Raw genomic sequence first — 19,124 nt, 5'->3', positions numbered from 1 at the left:
GACTCGGTGGCCGGTCAGCGGCGCCGCAGCTGCCGGATCAAGAGGATCGCCAGGAGGCTGACCGCCAGAGCGACGATCAACGGCAACCGGGACTGGGTCAGGACCTCCATCGGAGCGTCGGGCGATACCGGGTTGTTGGCGGCGTCCACAGTGGATTTCGCTTGTGCCGCTGCGTCTTTGGCGGCCGCGGCGAGGTCGCCGTTGCTTTCGATTCGCTGTAGCACCTCGAGGGCCGGCGCGGGGGCCTTTGCCGGGGGCTCGGCGCCCTTGACGGGCGCCTTTTTCGCCGGGGCTTTCTTGGCGGGCGCCTTCTTGGCGGGCGCCTTTTTCGCGGGGGCTTTCTTGGCGGGGGCTTTCGCGGCTTTCTTGGCCGCCTTGGCCGGAGGCTTCTTTTCCGGCGGCGGGGTGGAATCGCCGTCGGGCTCGATATTGGGTTGATCCTGCGGTTCTGCCATGCGGCCGCTCCTCGAGCAATCTTCAGTAGTTCTCTAGCCCACGCGGGTTCCTCGGACCCATCATGCCAGCACACACGCGGGTGCCTTTGCCGCCGGTCACGGTCGGCGCCGCACCGCCCACAGGGCACCGCCGGCGACGAGCGCCACCGCCACCACGATGAACGGCCAGACCGGGACGCCCGGGTCCCGGCCCCCGGCCGTGCCACCTGCGGCCGAGGGCCGGGGTGTGCCCGTGCCGGGGACCGTCAGCCGAAACGACCAGGATCCGGAGACAACGTGCCCATCCGCGGACGTGACCCGGTAGTTCACCGTGTAGGTACCGGCCGGGCCCAACGGGCGTACGCCGATCCCGACCACCGCGCCGCGGACCGCCGGGTCGCCGGCGGACCACACGTTGCCGTCGGGCCCGACGACGGTCATGGCCGCGAATGTGGTCTGCAGCTGTTCGTTGAACGTGGCGCTCACCCGCTCGGGCCCCGTCGCGAGGACCGCGTTGTCGGCCGGATCGGTCGAGACCCGCGCGGCGTGCGCCGAGGCCACCTGCGCGGTCATCGTCGCGATCACCCACAGGGCCCCGACGCATGCGGCAATCGCCCACCGTCTCATGCCCGGCGGCGGATCAGCGCCAGACAAATTCCCAGCGCGCCCACGACCAGGGCCGCGCCACCCAACATGCGGGCAGTGTTGTCCGCGGGTTTCGGCGGCGGCGCGGCGGAAACCTGGTCGGACGGCGTGGCAGAAGCCGGATGGTGACCGTGGGAGCCCACCGGTCCGGCGGCAAGCGTCAGCGTGGGCGCCGGGTGCTCCGGCTCACCGCCACCCGGTTGCGGCGGCTGGTCCCACTTGACGACCGTGCCGTCGGAGTAGGTCTGTGTGGCCGGGAAACTCACGGTGTCGGTATCGGGCAGCTTCATCGAGACGCGGAACAGCGCGAACTGATCGACCCCGATGCCGCCGCCCGGCGCGGCCGTCCACGTCACCGAGCGCACGGCGCCCGATGACGCATCACGATCCAGCCTTGCCGTCCACCCCGGGGCGCTTTCGGTGCTCGCAGCGGCCACGTCCGGCAGGGCGACGCTCAGCGCGGTGGTCAGCGCGCCCGTGTTCGATTCGTTGGGCACCTCGAAGGTGACGATGGCCATGGCGCCGCGCGCCGCGTTGTCGCTGCTGGCATGTACGTGGGCCCACGCCGCCGGAAGCTGTGCGGCCGATGCGGCGTAGAGGGCGAGGGCGGCGACGACCGCGGCGGGGAGGCGGGCCAGCCGCCGCGCTCGGATCGACATGCCAAACCGCCGCATTCGGTGGATCAGCTCAGCCCGAGCCGGGCCATCAGGTCCGCCTCGATCCCGTCGAGCTGCGCCGAGATAGCCGCGTGGGCCGCCCGCCGGCGGGCTGCCGGCATGTTCTCCGCGGCGGTGACAGCCGCCGACAGGTCGGTGAGCCGCTCGGTGATGGCCGACGTGAACTGCCGCGTCTCGGCATCCTTGGGCTTTTTCTCCTGCACCGTCCGCAGGGACTTTTCCGCCCCGGCGATCCTGGCGGACAGCTGCGCGCCGTGGCCGGAGAACTGCCCGATCTGCGCCAGCGGGATCCCGAGCTGATCCGCGCGACGCTGATCGATCAGGGCGCGCGCCGAGACGGCGGCCCGGTAGATGAGTGGCGTGAGGATCGGCGCGAGCAGCCGGGACACCGTCAGCGTGCGACGGATCCGTGTCGGCGAGAAGATCTTCCCTTCGCGCGCCGCCTTGAGCTCGGCCTCGGCGATTTTCAGCGCATTGCGGTTGCTGTCCCGCTGGGCCTTGATCTGCGCCCTGAGGGCTTTGGCCTCCGCCCGGTGGGCGGCCTTGTACCGGCGGGTCTCGTTCTTGGCGGCGAGCTTGGCCTCCAGCTTGGCGCGAGCCTTGATCGCACGGGCTTCGGCGCGACGCGTCGCGCGACTCTTTCGCTTGCGGAACAGGCCCATACCCTCACCGCCTCCCCGGTCTCTCGTGGACGATCGCTCGCGGGCGTGCGCGATCCCGTGAGCCAACCCTAATCGGACTGGGCGGCCAGGAGCCCTCCAGGTAGGACCGGGCGGCCGGTCGCGGGCTGGCGTCCGCTAAGCGTCCAGGTGCTCGGCGCGACGCAGCTCGTTGACCCGTTGCATGACCTCGTGTTGGGCCTCGGGGGACAACTCGGATGCGCGCAGGGCGATCCGGCGCACACCGTCGTCGCGCATCGTGGCGAGGATGGACAGCTCCTTGTCGAGCTTCTCGTAGTACTCGTCGTCGGTGAAGTAGGCCGGCTTGATGCGGAAGAAGTTGGCCAACGCGGCCATGGTCGCCGCCGACGGGTTGGTGCGGTTCCCCGAACGCAGTTGCGACAGGTAGGGAGCCGACATCGTGATGCCTTCCGCCTTGAGCGCCGCGATCACTTCAGCCGAGGTGTGCGGACCCCGTCCCGGTGGATACACCGTGTCGAACAGGCGGTTCAGGCGAGCAGCGAACGTCGTGCTCATCGGATTTGACCTCCACTGGGCTGTAGAAGTGAACTATTACCTAGGTGTATTTGCTGATCATGGTAGCGGGGGTTTGTGTCCCGAAACAGTTGCAAACCCCCCCGGATTCGGTCCGGGCGTAGCTGGAGCTTGCCGATACCGCACTTGACGAGCGTCTAACTGATTCGCTGGGGTGTCCACTAAATCGGCGAAACTCACAGGTTATCCGCAGAATTCGGCATCTGGTCCGAGGTGGCGGGCCGGAGGCCGCGGGCCCACCCAAGGTTGGGGTGCGTGCGTGCTGGGCGGTCGCACCGCAACCGGGCAGCAATTTATGATTGCTTAACGCCTTATTTGCTGTCGGATACGGGCCGCATGCCGAAATCACTCTTCTGAACGTGTCGAATGTGTGAATGCGCGGTCGGCGGTGCGCCGCGAAGGCTGCATCCGAGGCGCCCTCGCGCCGGCCTTCCAGCGCCGCAGCCGGGGAAAGCGAATGGCGTGCGGCGGCATGCCGCAAATAGACCGCGGGGGAGGTTATCGGAGCGTCGTGCACACCGAATCGGAATAGCGCGGTTGTGCGGCGACTAGTGCCGGGAATCCGTAATTTGCTAATTTACGCCGAAGTAAATGGCTATGCCGCAAGCAGCATCGCCAGGATGGCGGTGTCGGGATGGCTGATGGGATCGACTCCGACGCGGCTCACCATGGATGTGATCGTGCCGTCGGCCTCGGCTTCCACCCAGGCCGCTCGATGCTCCAGCCCCAGGTAGGGCAATCCGGGGAGCAGGACGCATCCCGACGCCGCGCCGTTGCATTCCGGCAGAGAAGGCGTGGTCTCGGAGGGCGGGTGCAACATCAGCAGCGCGGGAGGCTGGTGATCGGCGAAATAGCCTGGCTGGATTGCCGATTCACCGAAGACCGTACCCTCGGCGAGCACCAGGCCAACCGTGCCCGGCTCGGGCTCCTCTGGGAGTTCCTCGCGGGCGCCGAACACCGTTGTAGTGGAAAGCAATCCGGGCAGTGACGCGACGCGGACCGCGACCATCAACAATTGCGCCCATTCTTTGGTCGAATCGGGCCAACGTCCGGAAATCACGAACCCTTTCAGGGCACCACGAGCATGGAAAGGGGAAACCCCTATCGGGCGGTCAGACCCAGTCTCCATTTCGACCTCCGCGCGACGCCTCCGTCCGATTAACCACACTGGTAGCTCGAATAATTAAGCATGCCTGCGGGTTCGGTGCCGTGCAACCCGACACGGCCAAAGGCGGACACCTTCTCGGGTGCCCAATTCGCAATGGCGCAAAAAACGACAAGGGCGCCGCGCAGCCGCGCGACGCCCTTGTCGATTGGGATCCGGCTCAGCCGAAGATCAGTCCGTTGGCCTTCGACGTGGCGGCCGCGTACCGCTTCTGCACGTCGGCCCAGTTGACGACGTTCCAGAACGCCTTGACGTAGTCCGCCTTGACGTTCTTGTACTGCAGGTAGAAGGCGTGCTCCCACATGTCGACCTGAAGCAGAGGAATGATGCCGAGCGGGACGTTGGCCTGCTGGTCGTAGAGCTGGAAAGTGAGCAGCCTGTTCCCGAGGGTGTCATAGCCCAGGACCGCCCAGCCCGAACCCTGAAGTCCATTGGCGGCGGCGCTGAATTGCGCGCGGAATTTGTCGAACGATCCGAACGCGTCGTCGATCGCAGCGGCCAGCTCGCCGGTCGGCTTGTCCCCGCCGTCCGGCGACAGGTTCTTCCACCAGATCGAGTGGTTGACGTGGCCGCCGAGGTGGAACGCCAAGTTCTTTTCGTTCAGGAAGATCGCGGCGTGGTCATCGTTGGCGCGCGCCTCTTGGAGTTTGGCGACGGCGTCGTTCACGCCCTTGACGTAGGTGGCGTGGTGCTTACTGTGGTGGATCTCGTTGATCTGACCCGAGATGTGCGGTTCCAACGCTGCGTAGTCCCAGTCCAAATCGGGCAGGGTGTATTCAGCCACGGCGTTCCTTTCTTCGATTGTCTTCTAACGCTCATTTGCGGGTCTGCCAAGCGGCAGCCAGCCGTAGACAACCCTGCTCTATGACTGCGCGGACCGCAAGAATGACCGCGATGAGCCGAAAGGCGGATACCCGTTCAGCGTCGGTTCAAGACACAACGTCGATTCAAGACAGAACGATGAGAAGCAGAACCGCCAGCAACGCCAGCGCGATGAGCCCCGCGCGCAATGCGGCCACGCTGTGGCTGTGATTCCACGCGGGCGATCCCGCGTAGGACTTGGACGGGGCCGGAGAACCCGGACCGAACGAATGCGTGGCCATCAATCGCCTTTCACCCGCTCCTCACCTCCCGGTAGTGAGGTGAGTCACAATACTTTTTGCGCGAACGCGATCATAGCGCTTCCGGGCGGGCTTGGAAAACGAGGCTCTGAGCTGCGGGTTGCCGCCGACCCTCCTGGGGCGAGGGCCAGGGCTGTGGCGCGGCCCGGGGGTGCTTAGCAAGGCAATCCATTTCGCTCGACGGCCGTTCTGGGCTGTCCAACGCATGCGCCGAGGCCGCGCTGTTATCCACATGTTGAACCACGGCTAGCCGGTGAAGCTGTAGTAACGCTTCCGTTACCCACTCTCCGCATGTGGATAAACCTGTGGAAACTGTGGATAGTCGGGGCGGCCGGATAGATAGCCGACGGCGGGGCCTCCAGCCGCTCCCGGCGTCTCGCGGCACCCCGCAGCTCGCCGCACGCGCAGCCGATCGTCGCGAGGCTACGCTGGTCCGGTGATCCAGGTGTGCTCCCAGTGCGGCACTCGGTGGAACGTGCGCGAACGGCAGCGCGAATGGTGTCCACGTTGCCGGGGAGCCTTGATGGCGCCTCTGGCGGAAACGCGGGCGCCCGACCCACGGTGGAGCCCGCACTCTGCGGCGCCTGCGAGCCGACCGCCCGCGGCCAGGGGCTGGCAGCGCACGCCGCCGAAGCTGCCGCCGGGCTTTCGCTGGATCGCGGTGCGTCCCGGCGCCGCGCCGCCTCCCCGGCGCGGCCGGCGTCCTCTCGGCCCGACGCCGCGCTACGCGGTAATGCCGCGGTGGGGTCTGGTCGATCGCGTCGAGCCAACGGCCGGGGCGGCTGGTGGTCCCACCCGCCCCGGGCCATCGGCGCCGATGATTCGCACCACGCTGTTCGTGAGCGTGCTCGTGCTCGCCATCGCCGCCCTGGTCTACGTCGTGCGATACGTATTGCTGGTCATCAACCGGAACACCCTGCTGAACTCCTGGGTCGCCGCCGCCGCGGACTGGCTCGGCGTGCTGGCCAGCGTGGCCGCGATCGCGGCGGTGCTCGCGTCGGGGGCGTTGTTGATCCGGTGGCTGATCGCCCGCCGTGCGGCAGTGTTCGCGCATCATGGCCTGCCGGAGCCGCGGTCAACCCGAGCGTTGTGGGCCGGATGCGTGGTACCGCTGGCGAACCTGCTGTGGGCGCCGGTTTACGTCATCGAGCTGGCGATCTTGGAGGGGCACTACGCCCGCGTCCGCCGCCCGATCGTCGAGTGGTGGATCGCGTGGGTCGCCAGCTACCTGATCTCCGTCTTCGCCATGGCGACCAGCTTCACCAGTGACGCCCAAGGCATCGCGAACAACACCATCACGATGGTTTTCGCCTACTTGCTCGCGGCGCTGACGGTGGCCGCAGCGGCCCGGGTCTTCGAGGGGTTCGAGCGCAAACCGGTCGAGCGGCCCGCGCACCGCTGGGTCGTGGTCTCCGAAGATCGGGCGCTGACGCCGGGTCCGGTTGAGTTGGAGGGGCAGGAAGCGGCAGCATTACGCGTATGACGTGGGCCGAGGAGGTGCTCGCCGGGCATCCCTTTGTGGTGGCCCACCGCGGCGCATCGGCGGCGCGGCCCGAACACACGCTGGCCGCTTACGATCTCGCGCTCAAAGAGGGCGCCGACGGCGTGGAATGTGACGTGCGGCTGACCCGGGACGGCCACCTGGTGTGCGTGCATGACCGCCGGTTGGACCGGACGTCGACCGGGGCCGGTCTGGTCAGCACCATGACCCTAGCCGAGTTGCGCGAGCTCGAGTACGGGGCGTGGCATGACAGCTGGCGCGAGGATGGCACGCACGGTGACACCAGCTTGTTGACGCTGGACGCCCTGGTGTCGCTCGTGCTGGATTGGCATCGGCCGGTGAAGCTCTTCATCGAGACCAAGCACCCGGTGCGGTACGGCTCGCTGGTGGAAACCAAGCTGCTCGCGTTGCTGCACCGGTTCGGCATTGCCGCGCCCGCCTCCGCCGACCGGTCCCGTGCGGTGGTGATGTCGTTCTCGGCGGCGGCGGTCTGGCGGATCCGGCGAGCCGCACCGCTGCTGCCGACCGTGCTGCTCGGTAAGACAGCGCGCTACCTGACCAGCGGCGCGGCCACCGCCGTCGGCGCCACCGCCGTCGGGCCCTCGCTGGCGACGTTGAAGGAATATCCCCAACTCGCCGACCGCGCGATCGCCCAGGGCCGCGCCGTCTACTGCTGGAACGTCGACGAGTACGAAGACCTCGACTTCTGCCGCGACGTCGGGGTGGCCTGGCTCGCCACCCACCACCCGGGCCGCACGAAGGCCTACCTGCAGAACGGGCGGGCCGGCGCGGGCGGTTAGTCCGGCGGAGCCGTGGGGACGGGCGCGTCGGCTTCCAGTGCCTCGAACAGTCGGCTCGCCTCGTCGTGGTTCCACACCACCACCGATCCGGCGTCGCCACTGGTGAACTCGCCGATCGGGACGGTCAGCGTCGTGGGGTTGCCGCGCAGCCCCCAGCCCAGGCGGGCCAGGTCCCACACATGGTCGCCGCGGTCAACGGTCAGCGCGTCGGCGACCGCGCGCGGCACCGAGTACCAGCGCCACGGATTGAGCCACACCGCGGGGCGGCCGGCGGCCTGCAGCAGCGCCGCCACGAACTGGCGCTGATTGACCATCCGGTCCAGGTCCGCCCGGGGGGTGGCGCGCGTGCGGACGTATCCAAGCGCGTTGCGGCCGTTGAGTTTCTGACAACCGGCGGGCAGGTCGATGCCGGCCAATGGATCGTTGAGCGGCATCGTGGGGCATACCGTCACCCCGCCGAGCGCGTCGACCACCCCGGCGAATCCGCCGAACCCGATTTCGGCGTAGTGGTCGAGGCGCAGCCCGGTGGCCTCCTCCACCGTCTGCGCCAGCAGGGATGCCCCACCCATCGAGAAGGCGGCGTTGATCTTGTCCTTGCCGTGGCCGGGGATCGAAACGTAGGAGTCGCGCGGTATCGACACCAACGTCACCCGCCCGTCGGACCACAACTCGGGCAGGTGCACCAGCAGGATGGTGTCGGTGCGACTGCTGCCGATGTCACCGCCGGTGGCCAGGTCATCCTGTTGTTGGGGGCTGAGTCCCTCGCGGCTGTCCGAGCCCACAAGCAACCAGTTGGTGCCGCGGCCATGCACGGGGCGTCCGGGGTAGTCGGTCAGGATCTCGTCGCGGTGCAGTCGGCTGTCGAACCAGATCGACCCGCACACGACGGCGATGCCGGCCAGCAGCGAGCCGATCACCAGGGTCGAACCCAGCGCCCGGATCCACCGACGCCAGCCGTGTCGGCGTCGGGGTGCGGCGGGCCGCGGTGGTGGTCCCGCCGATGGACGGGTGGCCGATACGGGCGGGGCGGCGGGAGGCGGTGCCGGAGCCGTACGCCGCAGCGGTGTGGTCCGTTCGGCCGCGGCCGGTGGGGGCGCCCCTCGCCGGATCACCTGCGACGGCTCGGTGCGCGGTTCGGGCGGCTTCCGCCCGGGTGGCCCCGGTGGGCGCGCCCGGTGCGGTGGTCGATCGCCGTTCACCCGGTTAACCTACCGGCCGGTGCGCCCGCGGTTCGACTACGAGCGGGCGCGTAGACCGTTGATGAAAGGGCAGCCCATCAAGACCCGGATGGCCTGGCTCAACCCGGTCATGTCGTCCACCGGCTTGTGGAACGGCAGCCGGACGTCGTGGTCGCGGTCCGGACCTTCGACGCGGAACCGCACACCGTAGCGATCGAGCCCGAGTGGACGCACCTGCCCGCGGCGCAAGGGCGCGGGCAACCGGGACACCAGCCGCGCAACCACGTCGCTGTGGGCGGTGTCCAAATGCCACAGCAGGTTGGACTCCACCTCGCAGAACGGGTCGGGCCGAGCCGCGAGGAGGTCCTCGACGCTGACGGGCTCGGCGCCGGTGGCGTCGGTGACGACGACGGACGCAATCTCCAGGCGGAACAGCGTGTAGCGCGGGTCCTTCCCGTCCGACGGCGCGCACCGCGGGGTATCGACCTGGAGCAGCGCGGGGTGCGGCCACTCGGCGGCGATCGAATCGACCGTCTTGGCGATCTCGGCGGCGTGGAATTCCTGCACGCGTCCGCGCACCCACACCAGCGAGCGCACCGGTTCCCGCAGCGGCAGCGGAGCGTAGTCGGTCAGCTCGAGGAGCGCCTGTGCTCCGTCGACGGTGTCGTCGGAGCTGGGAAGGGCGAGCGCGAAGGACCCGTCGGGCAGCAGGTGATGCACCGGGGTCACGACGGGATCCTGGCGCGCGGGCCCGGTCTCCAGGGCGAGCAGCGCACCGCCGGCGCGGACACACGCGCTGCGGATGCGTTCGGCAGTCGTCGGGGCGGGGCAGGCGGTCAGCGGTAACACCATTCTCCTTATATTAGGTAAGCCTAAGTTAACTTACAAGGCGGAGCGCCGCAAGAGCCGTTCGGGGTCGCGCGCCGCTAGGGTTGGGGCGTGGTCCGCATCGCTTACCTCGGTCCGGAAGGGACCTTCACCGAGGCGGCGCTGTTGCAGATCACGGCCGCCCGTCTGATTCCCGGACAAGGCCGCCACGAGGTCCGGCGACTGCCCGTCGACAGCACCGCCGCGGCGCTGGACACCGTCCGAGACGGCGGCGCCGAGTACGCGTGCGTCCCGATCGAGAACTCGATCGACGGGTCCGTGACGCCCACCCTCGACAGCCTGGCCATCGGCTCGCCCCTGCAGGTGTTCGCCGAAACCACCTTGGACGTCGCGTTCACCATCGTCGTCCGACCCGGCCGCACCGCCGCCGATGTGCACACCCTGTCGGCGTTCTCGGTGGCGGCCGCGCAGGTGCGGCACTGGGCCGCGGCCCATCTACCGGATGCCGAGCTGCGGCCCGCGTACTCCAACGCCGACGCGGCGCGGCAGGTGGCCGAGGGCCAGGCCGACGCCGCGGTGACCTCGCCGCTGGCCGCCGCCCATTGGGGGTTGGCCGCGCTGGCCGAGGGCGTGGTCGACGAACCCAATGCCTGCACCCGCTTCCTTCTGGTCGGCCTGCCCGGGCCGCCCCCGGCTCGCACCGGCGCCGACCGCACCGCGGTGGTGCTGCGCGTCGACAACGCTCCGGGCGCGCTGCTGGGCGCCCTGACCGAATTCGGGATCCGCGGCATCGACCTGACCCGCATCGAATCCCGGCCGACCCGGACCGCGCTGGGCACCTACATGTTCTTCGCCGACTGTGTCGGCCACATTGACGACGACGCCGTCGCCGAGGCACTCAAGGCGCTGCACCGTCGTTGTGACGATGTGAGATACCTGGGATCTTGGCCGACCGGCTCGCCCGCCGGGGTGCTGCCCCCGGCGGCCGACGAGGCGGCGCGCTGGCTCGCGCGGCTACGCGAAGGAAAGCCCGACACCGACACCGTGGCCGGGGGAATGGAGCGATGACCGGGCGGCTGGTGCTACTGCGACACGGCCAGTCCTACAGCAACGTCGAACGCAGGCTGGACACCCGGCCGCCCGGGGCGGAACTGACGCCGTTGGGCCGCGACCAGGCCCGCGCCTTCGCCCGCGGCACGGGCCGGCCGGCGCTGCTGGCCCACTCGGTGGCGATCCGCGCGTCGCAGACCGCAGGGGTCATCGGCGGCGAACTCGAGATGGCGCCCGTCGAGGTGCCCGGCATTCACGAGGTGCAGGTCGGGGGGCTGGAAAACCGCAGCGACGACGATGCGGTCGCGGAGTTCAACGCGATCTACGAGCGCTGGCATCACGGCGATCTCGACATCCGGCTGCCCGGCGGGGAAACGGGCAACGACGTGCTGGACCGCTACGTGCCGGTGCTCACCGACCTGCGCCTGCGTTACCTCGATGACCGCGACTGGACCGGCGACATCGTCGTCGTCAGCCATGGCGCGGCCATCCGGCTGGCCGCCGCCGTGCTGGCCGGCGTGGACGCCGGCTTTGCGCTGGACCACCACCTCGACAATGCCGAATCGGTGGTGTTGGCGCCCATCACCGACGGGCGGTGGAGCTGCGTGCGGTGGGGAAGCCTGACGCCGCCGTTCTACCCCGAAGCCGATGCGACCCCGGTCGCGGACGCGGTGCACTCGAGCACCGACCCGATGGGCTGACGCTCGGTCAGACGGCGACCGCGATGGCTTCCGAGCATCCGCAGCCGACGGCGTCGCAGTCGACGACGAAGGCGTGCGGCAACAACTCGGGGCTGAAGCAATCCGGCTCCGTGCACTCGGAGCGGCGCAGTGAATGGCGAATGATGGTGCCGTGACAGTGCTCCAAGCCCGCCCGGCACTCGCGGCAGTCAGCACTCATAACCCGTTCATAGCACCGGCGGCGGACAAATCCGGGATGCCGCGCCCACAGAACCGAGGGGTCAGGCCCAGCCCAGTTCTTCCAGCCGGTCGTCGTCGATGCCGAAGTGGTGGGCGATCTCGTGGATCACGGTGATCGCGACCTCCTGGACGACGTCGTCGTCGGACTCGCAGACGTCCAGCAGCGCCTCGCGGTAGATGGTGATGGCGTCGGGCAGGGATCCGGCGTAGTCGGAGTCACGCTCGGTCAGCGCCACCCCTTCGTAGAGCCCGAGGAGTTCGCGGTCCTCGGGGTGGCGGTCCTCGACCAGTACGACGACGTTGTCCATCGCCGCCGCCAGCGCGGGCGGGATCAGGTCGAGCGCGTCGGAGACTAGCTCCTCGAACCGTTGCGGATCCATCCGCACGGGCACTCGGCTAGCCTCCCGCGGGCGCCGGGGCAGGGGGTGCTTCCTGCGGAGGGTTGGCCGGCGGTGGCGGCGCCCCACCGTCTGCGGGGGGCGGGGCCTGTGGCGGCGCTCCGGCGTCCGCGGGCGGTGGCGCCTGCGGGGCCGGGGAGTTGGTTTCCGGCGCCTGGGGAGTCACGGCCGGCTGCTGACCCGGGAGGTGCTGGTTGTTCGGCGGGATCTCGGGGGTGGGGCCGGCCTGGCTCTGTGGGGCCTGAGCCGGTACCTCGAGCGGTATCGGCGGGAGGGTGAGCCGCTCTTCGGGAATGTCGGGCGGCGGCACCGGCGCCTGCCCGTTGATCAGCAGCTGTCCCTTGGCGCTGTTGACCAGGGTGGCCCAGCCGCCGTTGCCCAGCGTCGCGCCGATGCTGCAGGCGACCTCGCGGCTGCCGGCCGTCCAGCTGGGCAGCGGCACGGTCGGGTAGATCAGCGTCAGGGTGGTGGTGCGGAGCTTGACCGGAGCGAGGTAGGCGTCCGTCATCTTGGTGCACAGGTCCTTGATGTAGCCGTCCTGGTCGGGCTCGGCCGGCAGCGCGCCGGGGAACTTCTCGGCCAGGTTGACGGTGCCGGTTACCTCCATCGCGTGCGGTGCGGCGCACTCGACCGGAGCGTCGATCGGCTGGTTGGTCGTCGGGTCGATGCCCAGGCAGGTGCCGGCCGGCCAAACCTTGGACTGGTCGACGTCGGCGACCTTGCCCTTGAAGGCCTGTTGCTGATTGTTGGTGCCGGGCAATTGCAGGCCGCACAGCATGCGGCGTTCGCCGGACTGGCGCCAGGCCCGGTCGCCGGGCCACAGCAGGCTGACGATGAACTTGCTGTTGGGATCGAACTTGGTCCCCAGGTAGTTGCGCGCGGCGGACTCGCACTGCTCCTGGGTGATCTGCTGGATGCGAGCGGGAGACGGCGGAGCTGCGTTGGGCCCGTACTCCGAGCCCGGGAATGTCCGCATGTCGACGGACTCGGCGACTTCGAACTTGTGGTCGTCGGCGCAGCTGACGATCTTGGCCGACTCCGGCGTGGTGTCCGGCCACATCAGGCAGTCGCCGCTCGCGGCCTTGTTGAAGGCGGCATCGCTCTTGTTCCCGGTGGTGGGCACGGGGTTGCCGTCCAGGTAGCCGGACAGCCGGCCGGGGCCGGTGCCGCCGACCGGCAGCGCGGTGACCACCCCGGCGATCAACAGGCCGCCCAGCGCGGTCAACAACAGGGCGCGCCGCGTGGCCTGCGCTTGCAGGCTGCGCGGCCACCGGAAGCCCGCCGGTGACCGTTGCGGGGTGGCGGTAGGGGCGTCGGCCTCCGGTGCTTCCGGAAGGTCCGTCTCGGGCGCTTGCGACATCGGCTCCATTCTGACAGCAGCGCCTGTGTGATGTGACAAACGTTACTGATGTGAGTCCTGGGATGGTGTTGGGTGGATGCTCTGCCCGCCGGCCGAAGGCGAAAAAGTAGTCTCAGGGCCGTGATCGACCTGAAGCTGCTCCGGGAAGACCCCGACGCCGTGCGCCGCTCCCAACTCGACCGCGGCGAGGATCCGGCGCTGGTCGACGCCTTACTGACGGCCGACGCCGCCCGGCGGGCGGCGATTTCGTCCGCCGACGCGCTGCGCGCGGAGCAGAAGTCCGCCAGCAAGAGCGTGGGCGCCGCGTCTCCCGATGAGCGACCGGCCAGGCTGGCGCGCGCCAAGGAACTGGCTGAGCAGGTGAAGGCCGCCGAGGCCGGGCTGGCCGAGGCGGAGGCGGCGTTCAACGCTGCGCACATGGCGATCTCCAACGTCGTGATCGAGGGGGTGCCCGCCGGCGGGGAAGACGACTTCCGCGTCCTGGACGTGGTGGGCGAGCCCGCCGCGCTGGAGAACCCGAAGGACCACCTGGAGCTCGGCGAGTCCCTGGGCCTCATCGACATGCAGCGCGGCGCGAAGGTATCCGGTTCGCGCTTCTACTTCCTGACCGGGCGCGGCGCGCTGCTGCAGCTGGGGCTGCTGCAGCTGGCCCTGCGCCTGGCCGTCGAGAACGGTTTCATCCCGATGATCCCGCCGGTGTTGGTGCGCCCCGAAGTGATGGCCGGCACGGGATTCCTCGGCGCTCACGCCGACGAGATCTATCGGGTCGAGGCCGACGATCTCTACCTGGTCGGCACCTCCGAAGTGCCGTTGGCCGGCTACCACGCCGACGAGATCCTGGATCTGTCCGGCGGGCCGCTGCGGTACGCGGGCTGGTCGTCGTGCTTTCGCCGCGAGGCCGGCAGCTACGGCAAGGACACCCGGGGCATCATCCGGGTGCACCAGTTCGACAAGGTCGAGGGGTTCGTCTACTGCACGCCGGGCGACGCGGAGGCCGAACACGAGCGGCTGCTGGGCTGGCAGCGCGAGATGCTGGCGCGCATCGAGGTGCCCTATCGCGTAATCGACGTCGCCGCAGGCGATCTCGGGTCGTCGGCCGCACGCAAATTCGATTGCGAGGCATGGGTTCCCACGCAAGGCGCCTACCGCGAGCTGACGTCGACGTCGAACTGCACCACGTTTCAGGCACGCCGGCTTTCCACGCGCTACCGCGACGACAACGGCAAGCCGCAGACTGCGGCTACGCTCAACGGCACGCTGGGCACCACTCGGTGGCTGGTGGCGATCCTGGAAAACCACCAGCAGCCCGACGGCAGCGTGCGGGTGCCCGACGCTCTGGTGCCCTTCGTGGGCACCGAGCTGCTCGAGCCCGCCGGCTAGGGGCGCTGCGGCGCCTTCGCGATCGCCCGGCCCGGCGTGTGCCCGAAGGCCCGCCGGTAGGTGTCGATGAAGGCACTCGTTGTGGCCCAACCACATTCGGATGCCACCGACGTGACGTCGCGACGCTCGGCGAGCAGCACCAGGGCGCGTTGCAGCCGGAGTTGGGTGCGCCATTGCGGAAAGGTCATCGCCAGCTCGTCGCGGAACAGGCGGCTCAGGCTGCGTTGGCCGACCCCGACCCGGCGGCCGATCTGCTCCAACGTCAACGGCGCACGCAGGTTGTCGGCGATCAACTCGCACGCGTCGCGGAGCCGGCCGTCGACCGGTGTCGGAAGCCACAGGGGCTCACCGGGACTGGCCCTGCGCACCTGGTCGTGCAGCACCGCCAGCATCCGATGGTGCTCGTCGGTGTCGGTTCCGTCGGTCCGTGAACACGCGATGATGAGTTCACGCATCAAGGGGTTGACCGCCAGCACCGCCGGCGCGGCGGGCTCGCGACCGTAGCGCCGTGGGTCCAGCGCGACGCCGTGAAATTGCGTGTGGCCGTGGAACGTATGTTCATGCCAACAGCCCGCCGGTATCCAGATCGCGCGATTCGCCGGCGTGATCCAGGTGCCCGCCGGGGTGGTGACGGACACCGCGCCCGTGGAGGGGTAGACGATCTGGTGCAACGGGTGTCGGTGCCGCTCGATTCGGGCCCCCGGCGTCAGCGCCTGCGACGAGGTCGCCGGCCCGTGGTGGCTGATTTCCGACATAACACGGCAGAATATCGGAAGCGTGCAGCGCGTGCGGTCCCCTAGCGTGGCCGTCATGGCGATGAATCTCGTGCACCGGCGGCGGTGCAGCTCGACGGGTTGGGAGAAGGCGGTGGCCGATCAGCTGTTGCCGTGGGCGTTGGACGGCGTCGAATTGGGCTCTCGCACTTTGGAAATCGGCCCGGGATACGGCGCGACGACGCGCGCCCTGCTGGACAGGGCGAATTCGCTCACCGCCGTCGAGGTCGATGCCGCGATGGCCGAGCGTTTGCAGCACCGCTACGGCGACCGGGCCCGTGTCATCCACGGCGACGGCACCGCCACCGGGCTGCCCGCCGACCACTTCAGCTCGGTGGTGTGCTTCACGATGCTGCACCACATTCCCAGCACCGAATTGCAGGACCGGCTTTTCTCCGAGGCGTTGCGGGTGCTGCAGCCGGGCGGGACTTTCGCCGGTAGCGACGGTGTCCCGTCCCTGACCTTCCGGCTGCTCCACGTCGCCGACACCTACAATCCGATCGCGCCGAAGGAGCTGGGCGCGCGGCTGCTCAAGGTGGGCTTCGCGGACGTGCAGGTCGACCCGTCCGGGGGGCGGCAACGGTGGCGCGCGAGCAAACCGAGCTGAGCGTGGACGGCCGCGCTCAGACTGATCAGTGACGGATGCCGGCGAAGGTGGGGCTGCCCGGCTCGAGCGGGACCCGGGTGGCACGTGCGGTGAAGCTGATCGCGTGGTACCACCCGCACAGCATCGTGAGGTCGAGGATCTCGCATTCGTCGAACTCGCCGCGCAGCGCCGCCCACAGGGCGTCGTCGATGTCGCGACGGTCGCAGAGCGAGTCTACGGCCCGCACGAGGAGGCGATCTCGTTCGGCCGTCCAGCAGGAATCGTCGGCGCCGCCATGGGTCAAGGAGCGGACCTGCTCGCGATCGAGGCGCGCCTTCTCTGCGAAAAACGCGACGTGCACGCCCCATTCGTACTCGCAGCCGCAGCGAGCGCAGGTCCGGTCGATCACGATCTCACGATCACGAAGGGACAGCGACAACGAGCGGCTCAGCTCGTAGCCGCCCCACAGCGTCATGGCCTCGGCCATGGGCATGTTGTGCACCACGGTGCGAAACAGGGCGATCGGCGGCACATTCGGCGGCATCATTTTCTGAAGTTGTGCCGCCACCGCGCGCTCGTACGGCGGTTCGAGGACGGCGATGCGGGGCGTTACTATTTCCGTAACCATGGACGAGAAACTTACGTTACGAAATCCGAAACGTCAATCGGTGGCTCGGCCGGGGCGGCCGGTGCGGGGGTCGACAACCGGGCGGCCGCTCATGGCGGCCCTCGATCTGCTCGGTCGGCGCTGGTCGTTGCGGATCCTGTGGGAGCTTCGCGATGGGCCCCTGGGGGCACGGGCCTTGCGCGAGCGCTGCGACGGCATGTCTCCCAGCGTGTTGTATGACCGGCTCGGCGAACTGACGGACGCGGGGCTGGTGGTCCAGCGCGCCGACCAGTGTTACGAGCTCAGCGAGGCCGGCCTGTCGCTGGGCGAGGCCCTCGATCCGCTGGAGCGGTGGTCCCGCCGCTGGGCGGAGGGAAGCTAGGCGTCCACCGATTGGCGGGCGTGTTCGTGGCGGCGCTGCCGCTCGATGGTGGCGAAGTAGAAGGCAAACGCGAACGCGAAGCTGGTGAACAGGCTGGAGACGAAGTACAGCCACGGGTGCTTGAGCCCGCGGCGAGAGCCGTCCACGATCGTAAATAGCGGCAGCAGAATCACATTCGCGATCGTGTAGTCCTGGCTCGCGGAGTCCGCGGCGGGGTTGGTGAACATCAGCCGGATGTATTCGGCCCAGCTCCCGTGCTCGCCCCAGAGCGGATTTGTGGATCCATGCGAGTACTCCTGGACGTAGGTGACGTTGAAGTACCAGCCCAGGGCAACCGAAGCGATGCCGACGACGTAATACACGCATTCCAGCGGGGAGAACAACGGCCCGCCGGCCGGCCGGGCGACGACCTTCGGGTTCGAGGCGACGATCCAGCCGATGACACTGAGCCCGAGAACTGCATGCACAAGAAGCGAGACCATGGCCGCAGTCTCGCCCGGCCGCCAAAGTTTTGTCAATACTGACAAAAGGCGGGTTGGGGTACCTTACTTGCATGGTCAGGCCCGCACAGACGGCGCGCAGCGAACGCACCCGTGAGGCGCTGCGCCAGGCCGCCATGGTCCGTTTCCTGGCCCAGGGGGTAGAGGACACCTCGGCCGAACAGATCGCGGCCGACGCCGGAGTCTCGCTACGCACTTTCTATCGGCACTTCAGCTCCAAGCACGATCTGTTGTTTGCCGACTACACCGGGCTGAACTGGTTTCGTGCCGCGTTGGACGCCAGACCCGCCGACGAACCGGTCATCGATTCCGTTCAGTCGGCCATCTTCGCGTTCCCCTATGACGTTGAGGCGGTGGCGAAGATCGCCGCGATGCGCGGTGGCGAGCTCGACCAGGACCGCATTCATCGCCACATCCGCGACGTGCAAGCCGACCTCGCCGACGCCATCGAGGCGCAACTGGAAAGGCGTAGCTGCCCGGCGCCACGAAAGCCCGATGCGCGGCTGCGGATCACCGTGACCGCCCGGTGCATCGCCGCCGCGGTGTTCGGTGCGATGGAAGCGTGGATGGTTGGCGAGGAGCGCTCCCTGGGGGAGCTGGCGCGGATGTCGCATGTCGCGCTGGAAGCGCTGCGAGAGGGCATCTCCGGTACCTGGGTCAGCACAGTTTCGTCATAATTGACAAAACTTTCGCCGGATGCCAGCCTGCTGTGCGGGAGGTCAGGACATGTCTGATTACGACGCGATAGTTATCGGCGCCGGCCACAACGGCCTGGCGGCGGCGGTGTTGCTGCAAAAGGCGGGATTGCGCACGGTGTGCCTGGATTCCAAGCTGTACGCCGGCGGAATGGCGTCCACGGTGGAGCTTTTCGACGGATACCGGTTCGAGATCGCCGGGTCGGTCCAGTTCCCCACGTCGACGGTGGTCGTCGAGGAGCTCGGCCTGGACACCCTGCCGACGATCGACCTGGACGTGATGTCGGTGGCGGTGCGCGGTGTCGGCGACGATCCGCTGATCCAGTACAGCGATCCGATCAAGCTCTTCACTCACCTCAACGAGGTGCACGGGGCGGACGCGGTCAACGGGATGGCGGGGCTGATGGCCTGGAGTCAAGCGCCCACCCGCGCTTTGGGCAGGTTCGAGGCAGGAACCGAGCCCAAGACATTCGACGAGATGTATGCCTGCGCCACAAACGAATTCGAACGCTCGGCGATCGACGACATGCTCTTCGGTTCGGTCACCGACGTGCTGGACCGCTACCTTCCCGACCGCGAGAAGCACGGTGCGCTGCGCGGCTCGATGACCGTGCTGGCCGTCAATACCCTGTACCGCGGGCCGGCCACGCCGGGCAGCGCGGCCGCGCTCGCCTTCGGCTTGGGTGTCCCGGATGGCGACACCATGCAGATGAAGAAGCTGCGCGGCGGTATCGGGGCGCTCACCGCGCACGCGACCGTCGGTCACCAGGATCTCAGTCACCTTGGATCGCAGCCGGACTTCCCCGCCGTGGCTTTCCAGCAGCTCGCCCAGATGCGCGGTGAGCGCCCCGATACCGCCGCGCAGCTTCTTCATCTGCATGGTGTCGCCATCCGGGACACCCAAGCCGAA

24 protein-coding genes and 1 pseudogene are annotated in these 19,124 nt (G+C 68.7%); 9 read left to right on the top strand and 16 right to left on the bottom strand.

Going from position 1 to position 19,124, the window contains the following annotated elements:
* Positions 1-14 precede the first annotated feature (14 nt).
* The 8 genes from A5695_RS12535 to A5695_RS29040 form a co-directional block, all read right to left on the bottom strand.
* Positions 15-455: a nucleoid-structuring protein H-NS gene (locus A5695_RS12535; RefSeq protein WP_068081884.1), complete on the bottom strand. Its 441-nt coding sequence runs from the start codon at positions 453-455 to the stop codon at positions 15-17.
* 96 nt (positions 456-551) lie between these two features.
* Complete coding sequence (locus tag A5695_RS12530) at positions 552-1,061, bottom strand: copper resistance CopC family protein (RefSeq protein WP_068081881.1); 510 nt, start codon at positions 1,059-1,061, stop codon at positions 552-554.
* The gene (locus A5695_RS12525) at positions 1,058-1,738 is read right to left on the bottom strand and encodes a YcnI family protein (protein WP_068081875.1); all 681 of its coding nucleotides are present in this window, start codon (positions 1,736-1,738) and stop codon (positions 1,058-1,060) included. The genes A5695_RS12530 and A5695_RS12525 overlap by 4 nt, the downstream gene beginning before the upstream one ends.
* A 23-nt stretch (positions 1,739-1,761) precedes the next feature.
* Positions 1,762-2,418 carry a DUF6474 family protein gene (locus A5695_RS12520; protein WP_068081872.1) on the bottom strand — a complete coding sequence of 219 codons (657 nt, stop codon included), beginning with the start codon at positions 2,416-2,418 and terminating at the stop codon, positions 1,762-1,764.
* 135 nt (positions 2,419-2,553) lie between these two features.
* The gene (locus A5695_RS12515) at positions 2,554-2,952 is read right to left on the bottom strand and encodes a helix-turn-helix transcriptional regulator (protein WP_068081870.1); all 399 of its coding nucleotides are present in this window, start codon (positions 2,950-2,952) and stop codon (positions 2,554-2,556) included.
* A 613-nt stretch (positions 2,953-3,565) separates the two neighbouring features.
* Positions 3,566-4,099 carry a hypothetical protein gene (locus A5695_RS12510; RefSeq protein WP_046186040.1) on the bottom strand — a complete coding sequence of 178 codons (534 nt, stop codon included), beginning with the start codon at positions 4,097-4,099 and terminating at the stop codon, positions 3,566-3,568.
* 196 nt (positions 4,100-4,295) lie between these two features.
* Entirely contained in the window at positions 4,296-4,919 is a 624-nt protein-coding gene (locus A5695_RS12505) for a superoxide dismutase (RefSeq protein ID WP_068081865.1), read from the bottom strand.
* 163 nt (positions 4,920-5,082) lie between these two features.
* Positions 5,083-5,238: a hypothetical protein gene (locus A5695_RS29040; RefSeq protein ID WP_197515470.1), complete on the bottom strand. Its 156-nt coding sequence runs from the start codon at positions 5,236-5,238 to the stop codon at positions 5,083-5,085.
* Positions 5,239-5,692: 454 nt separating this feature from the next.
* On the opposite strand from A5695_RS29040, the gene A5695_RS12500 reads away from it, so the two are divergent.
* Complete coding sequence (locus A5695_RS12500; protein ID WP_082946038.1) at positions 5,693-6,739, top strand: DUF4328 domain-containing protein; 1,047 nt, start codon at positions 5,693-5,695, stop codon at positions 6,737-6,739.
* Entirely contained in the window at positions 6,736-7,557 is an 822-nt protein-coding gene (locus A5695_RS12495; RefSeq protein WP_068081861.1) for a glycerophosphodiester phosphodiesterase, read from the top strand. The genes A5695_RS12500 and A5695_RS12495 overlap by 4 nt, the downstream gene beginning before the upstream one ends.
* On the opposite strand, the gene A5695_RS12490 is transcribed toward A5695_RS12495, so the two are convergent.
* Together A5695_RS12490 and A5695_RS12485 are read right to left on the bottom strand one after the other, a co-directional pair.
* A complete protein-coding gene (locus tag A5695_RS12490; RefSeq protein WP_068081857.1) occupies positions 7,554-8,756 on the bottom strand; it encodes an LCP family protein in 1,203 nt (400 codons plus the stop codon). The genes A5695_RS12495 and A5695_RS12490 overlap by 4 nt on opposite strands.
* Positions 8,757-8,792: 36 nt before the next feature.
* Positions 8,793-9,587: a DUF2470 domain-containing protein gene (locus A5695_RS12485; RefSeq protein ID WP_068081855.1), complete on the bottom strand. Its 795-nt coding sequence runs from the start codon at positions 9,585-9,587 to the stop codon at positions 8,793-8,795.
* An 87-nt stretch (positions 9,588-9,674) separates the two neighbouring features.
* Here A5695_RS12485 and pheA point away from each other — a divergent pair, with 87 nt between their 5' ends.
* On the top strand, positions 9,675-10,631 hold the full coding sequence (gene pheA, locus A5695_RS12480) for a prephenate dehydratase (protein WP_068081852.1): 957 nt from the start codon (positions 9,675-9,677) through the stop codon (positions 10,629-10,631).
* Positions 10,628-11,314: a histidine phosphatase family protein gene (locus tag A5695_RS12475; protein ID WP_068081849.1), complete on the top strand. Its 687-nt coding sequence runs from the start codon at positions 10,628-10,630 to the stop codon at positions 11,312-11,314. The genes pheA and A5695_RS12475 overlap by 4 nt, the downstream gene beginning before the upstream one ends.
* A gap of 7 nt (positions 11,315-11,321) precedes the next feature.
* Here A5695_RS12475 and A5695_RS12470 read toward each other — a convergent pair whose 3' ends face one another.
* The 3 genes and pseudogenes from A5695_RS12470 to A5695_RS12460 form a co-directional block, all read right to left on the bottom strand.
* A complete protein-coding gene (locus A5695_RS12470; RefSeq protein ID WP_068081847.1) occupies positions 11,322-11,513 on the bottom strand; it encodes a hypothetical protein in 192 nt (63 codons plus the stop codon).
* Positions 11,510-11,925, bottom strand: a pseudogene (locus A5695_RS12465) (metallopeptidase family protein). Before A5695_RS12465 ends, A5695_RS12470 begins: the two are co-directional and overlap by 4 nt.
* Positions 11,926-11,929: 4 nt before the next feature.
* On the bottom strand, positions 11,930-13,300 hold the full coding sequence (locus tag A5695_RS12460) for a septum formation family protein (protein ID WP_068081841.1): 1,371 nt from the start codon (positions 13,298-13,300) through the stop codon (positions 11,930-11,932).
* Between the two features lie 111 nt (positions 13,301-13,411).
* On the opposite strand from A5695_RS12460, the gene serS reads away from it, so the two are divergent.
* The gene (serS, locus tag A5695_RS12455) at positions 13,412-14,671 is read left to right on the top strand and encodes a serine--tRNA ligase (protein ID WP_068081838.1); all 1,260 of its coding nucleotides are present in this window, start codon (positions 13,412-13,414) and stop codon (positions 14,669-14,671) included.
* On the opposite strand, the gene A5695_RS12450 is transcribed toward serS, so the two are convergent.
* Positions 14,668-15,426, bottom strand: coding sequence for a helix-turn-helix transcriptional regulator (locus tag A5695_RS12450; protein ID WP_068081833.1), 759 nt, complete (start codon positions 15,424-15,426; stop codon positions 14,668-14,670). The genes serS and A5695_RS12450 overlap by 4 nt on opposite strands.
* A 55-nt stretch (positions 15,427-15,481) precedes the next feature.
* Between A5695_RS12450 and A5695_RS12445 the strand changes: the two genes are divergently transcribed.
* On the top strand, positions 15,482-16,051 hold the full coding sequence (locus A5695_RS12445) for a class I SAM-dependent methyltransferase (protein WP_068081908.1): 570 nt from the start codon (positions 15,482-15,484) through the stop codon (positions 16,049-16,051).
* A 25-nt stretch (positions 16,052-16,076) separates the two neighbouring features.
* Here the strand turns inward: A5695_RS12445 and A5695_RS12440 are convergent, their stop codons facing one another.
* On the bottom strand, positions 16,077-16,562 hold the full coding sequence (locus A5695_RS12440) for a carboxymuconolactone decarboxylase family protein (protein WP_197515469.1): 486 nt from the start codon (positions 16,560-16,562) through the stop codon (positions 16,077-16,079).
* A gap of 136 nt (positions 16,563-16,698) precedes the next feature.
* On the opposite strand from A5695_RS12440, the gene A5695_RS12435 reads away from it, so the two are divergent.
* On the top strand, positions 16,699-17,019 hold the full coding sequence (locus A5695_RS12435) for a helix-turn-helix domain-containing protein (RefSeq protein ID WP_231974803.1): 321 nt from the start codon (positions 16,699-16,701) through the stop codon (positions 17,017-17,019).
* On the opposite strand, the gene A5695_RS12430 is transcribed toward A5695_RS12435, so the two are convergent.
* Positions 17,016-17,501, bottom strand: coding sequence for a DUF2834 domain-containing protein (locus tag A5695_RS12430; RefSeq protein ID WP_068081823.1), 486 nt, complete (start codon positions 17,499-17,501; stop codon positions 17,016-17,018). The genes A5695_RS12435 and A5695_RS12430 overlap by 4 nt on opposite strands.
* A 71-nt stretch (positions 17,502-17,572) precedes the next feature.
* Here A5695_RS12430 and A5695_RS12425 point away from each other — a divergent pair, with 71 nt between their 5' ends.
* Complete coding sequence (locus A5695_RS12425; RefSeq protein WP_068081820.1) at positions 17,573-18,196, top strand: TetR/AcrR family transcriptional regulator; 624 nt, start codon at positions 17,573-17,575, stop codon at positions 18,194-18,196.
* 49 nt (positions 18,197-18,245) lie between these two features.
* On the top strand, positions 18,246-19,124 hold an 879-nt coding region (locus A5695_RS12420; protein WP_231974802.1), incomplete at its 3' end, for an NAD(P)/FAD-dependent oxidoreductase.

This window comes from Mycobacterium sp. E1747 (assembly GCF_001667775.1).
Lineage (GTDB): Bacteria > Actinomycetota > Actinomycetes > Mycobacteriales > Mycobacteriaceae > Mycobacterium.
This window is presented reverse-complemented; position numbering and strand designations above follow the sequence as displayed.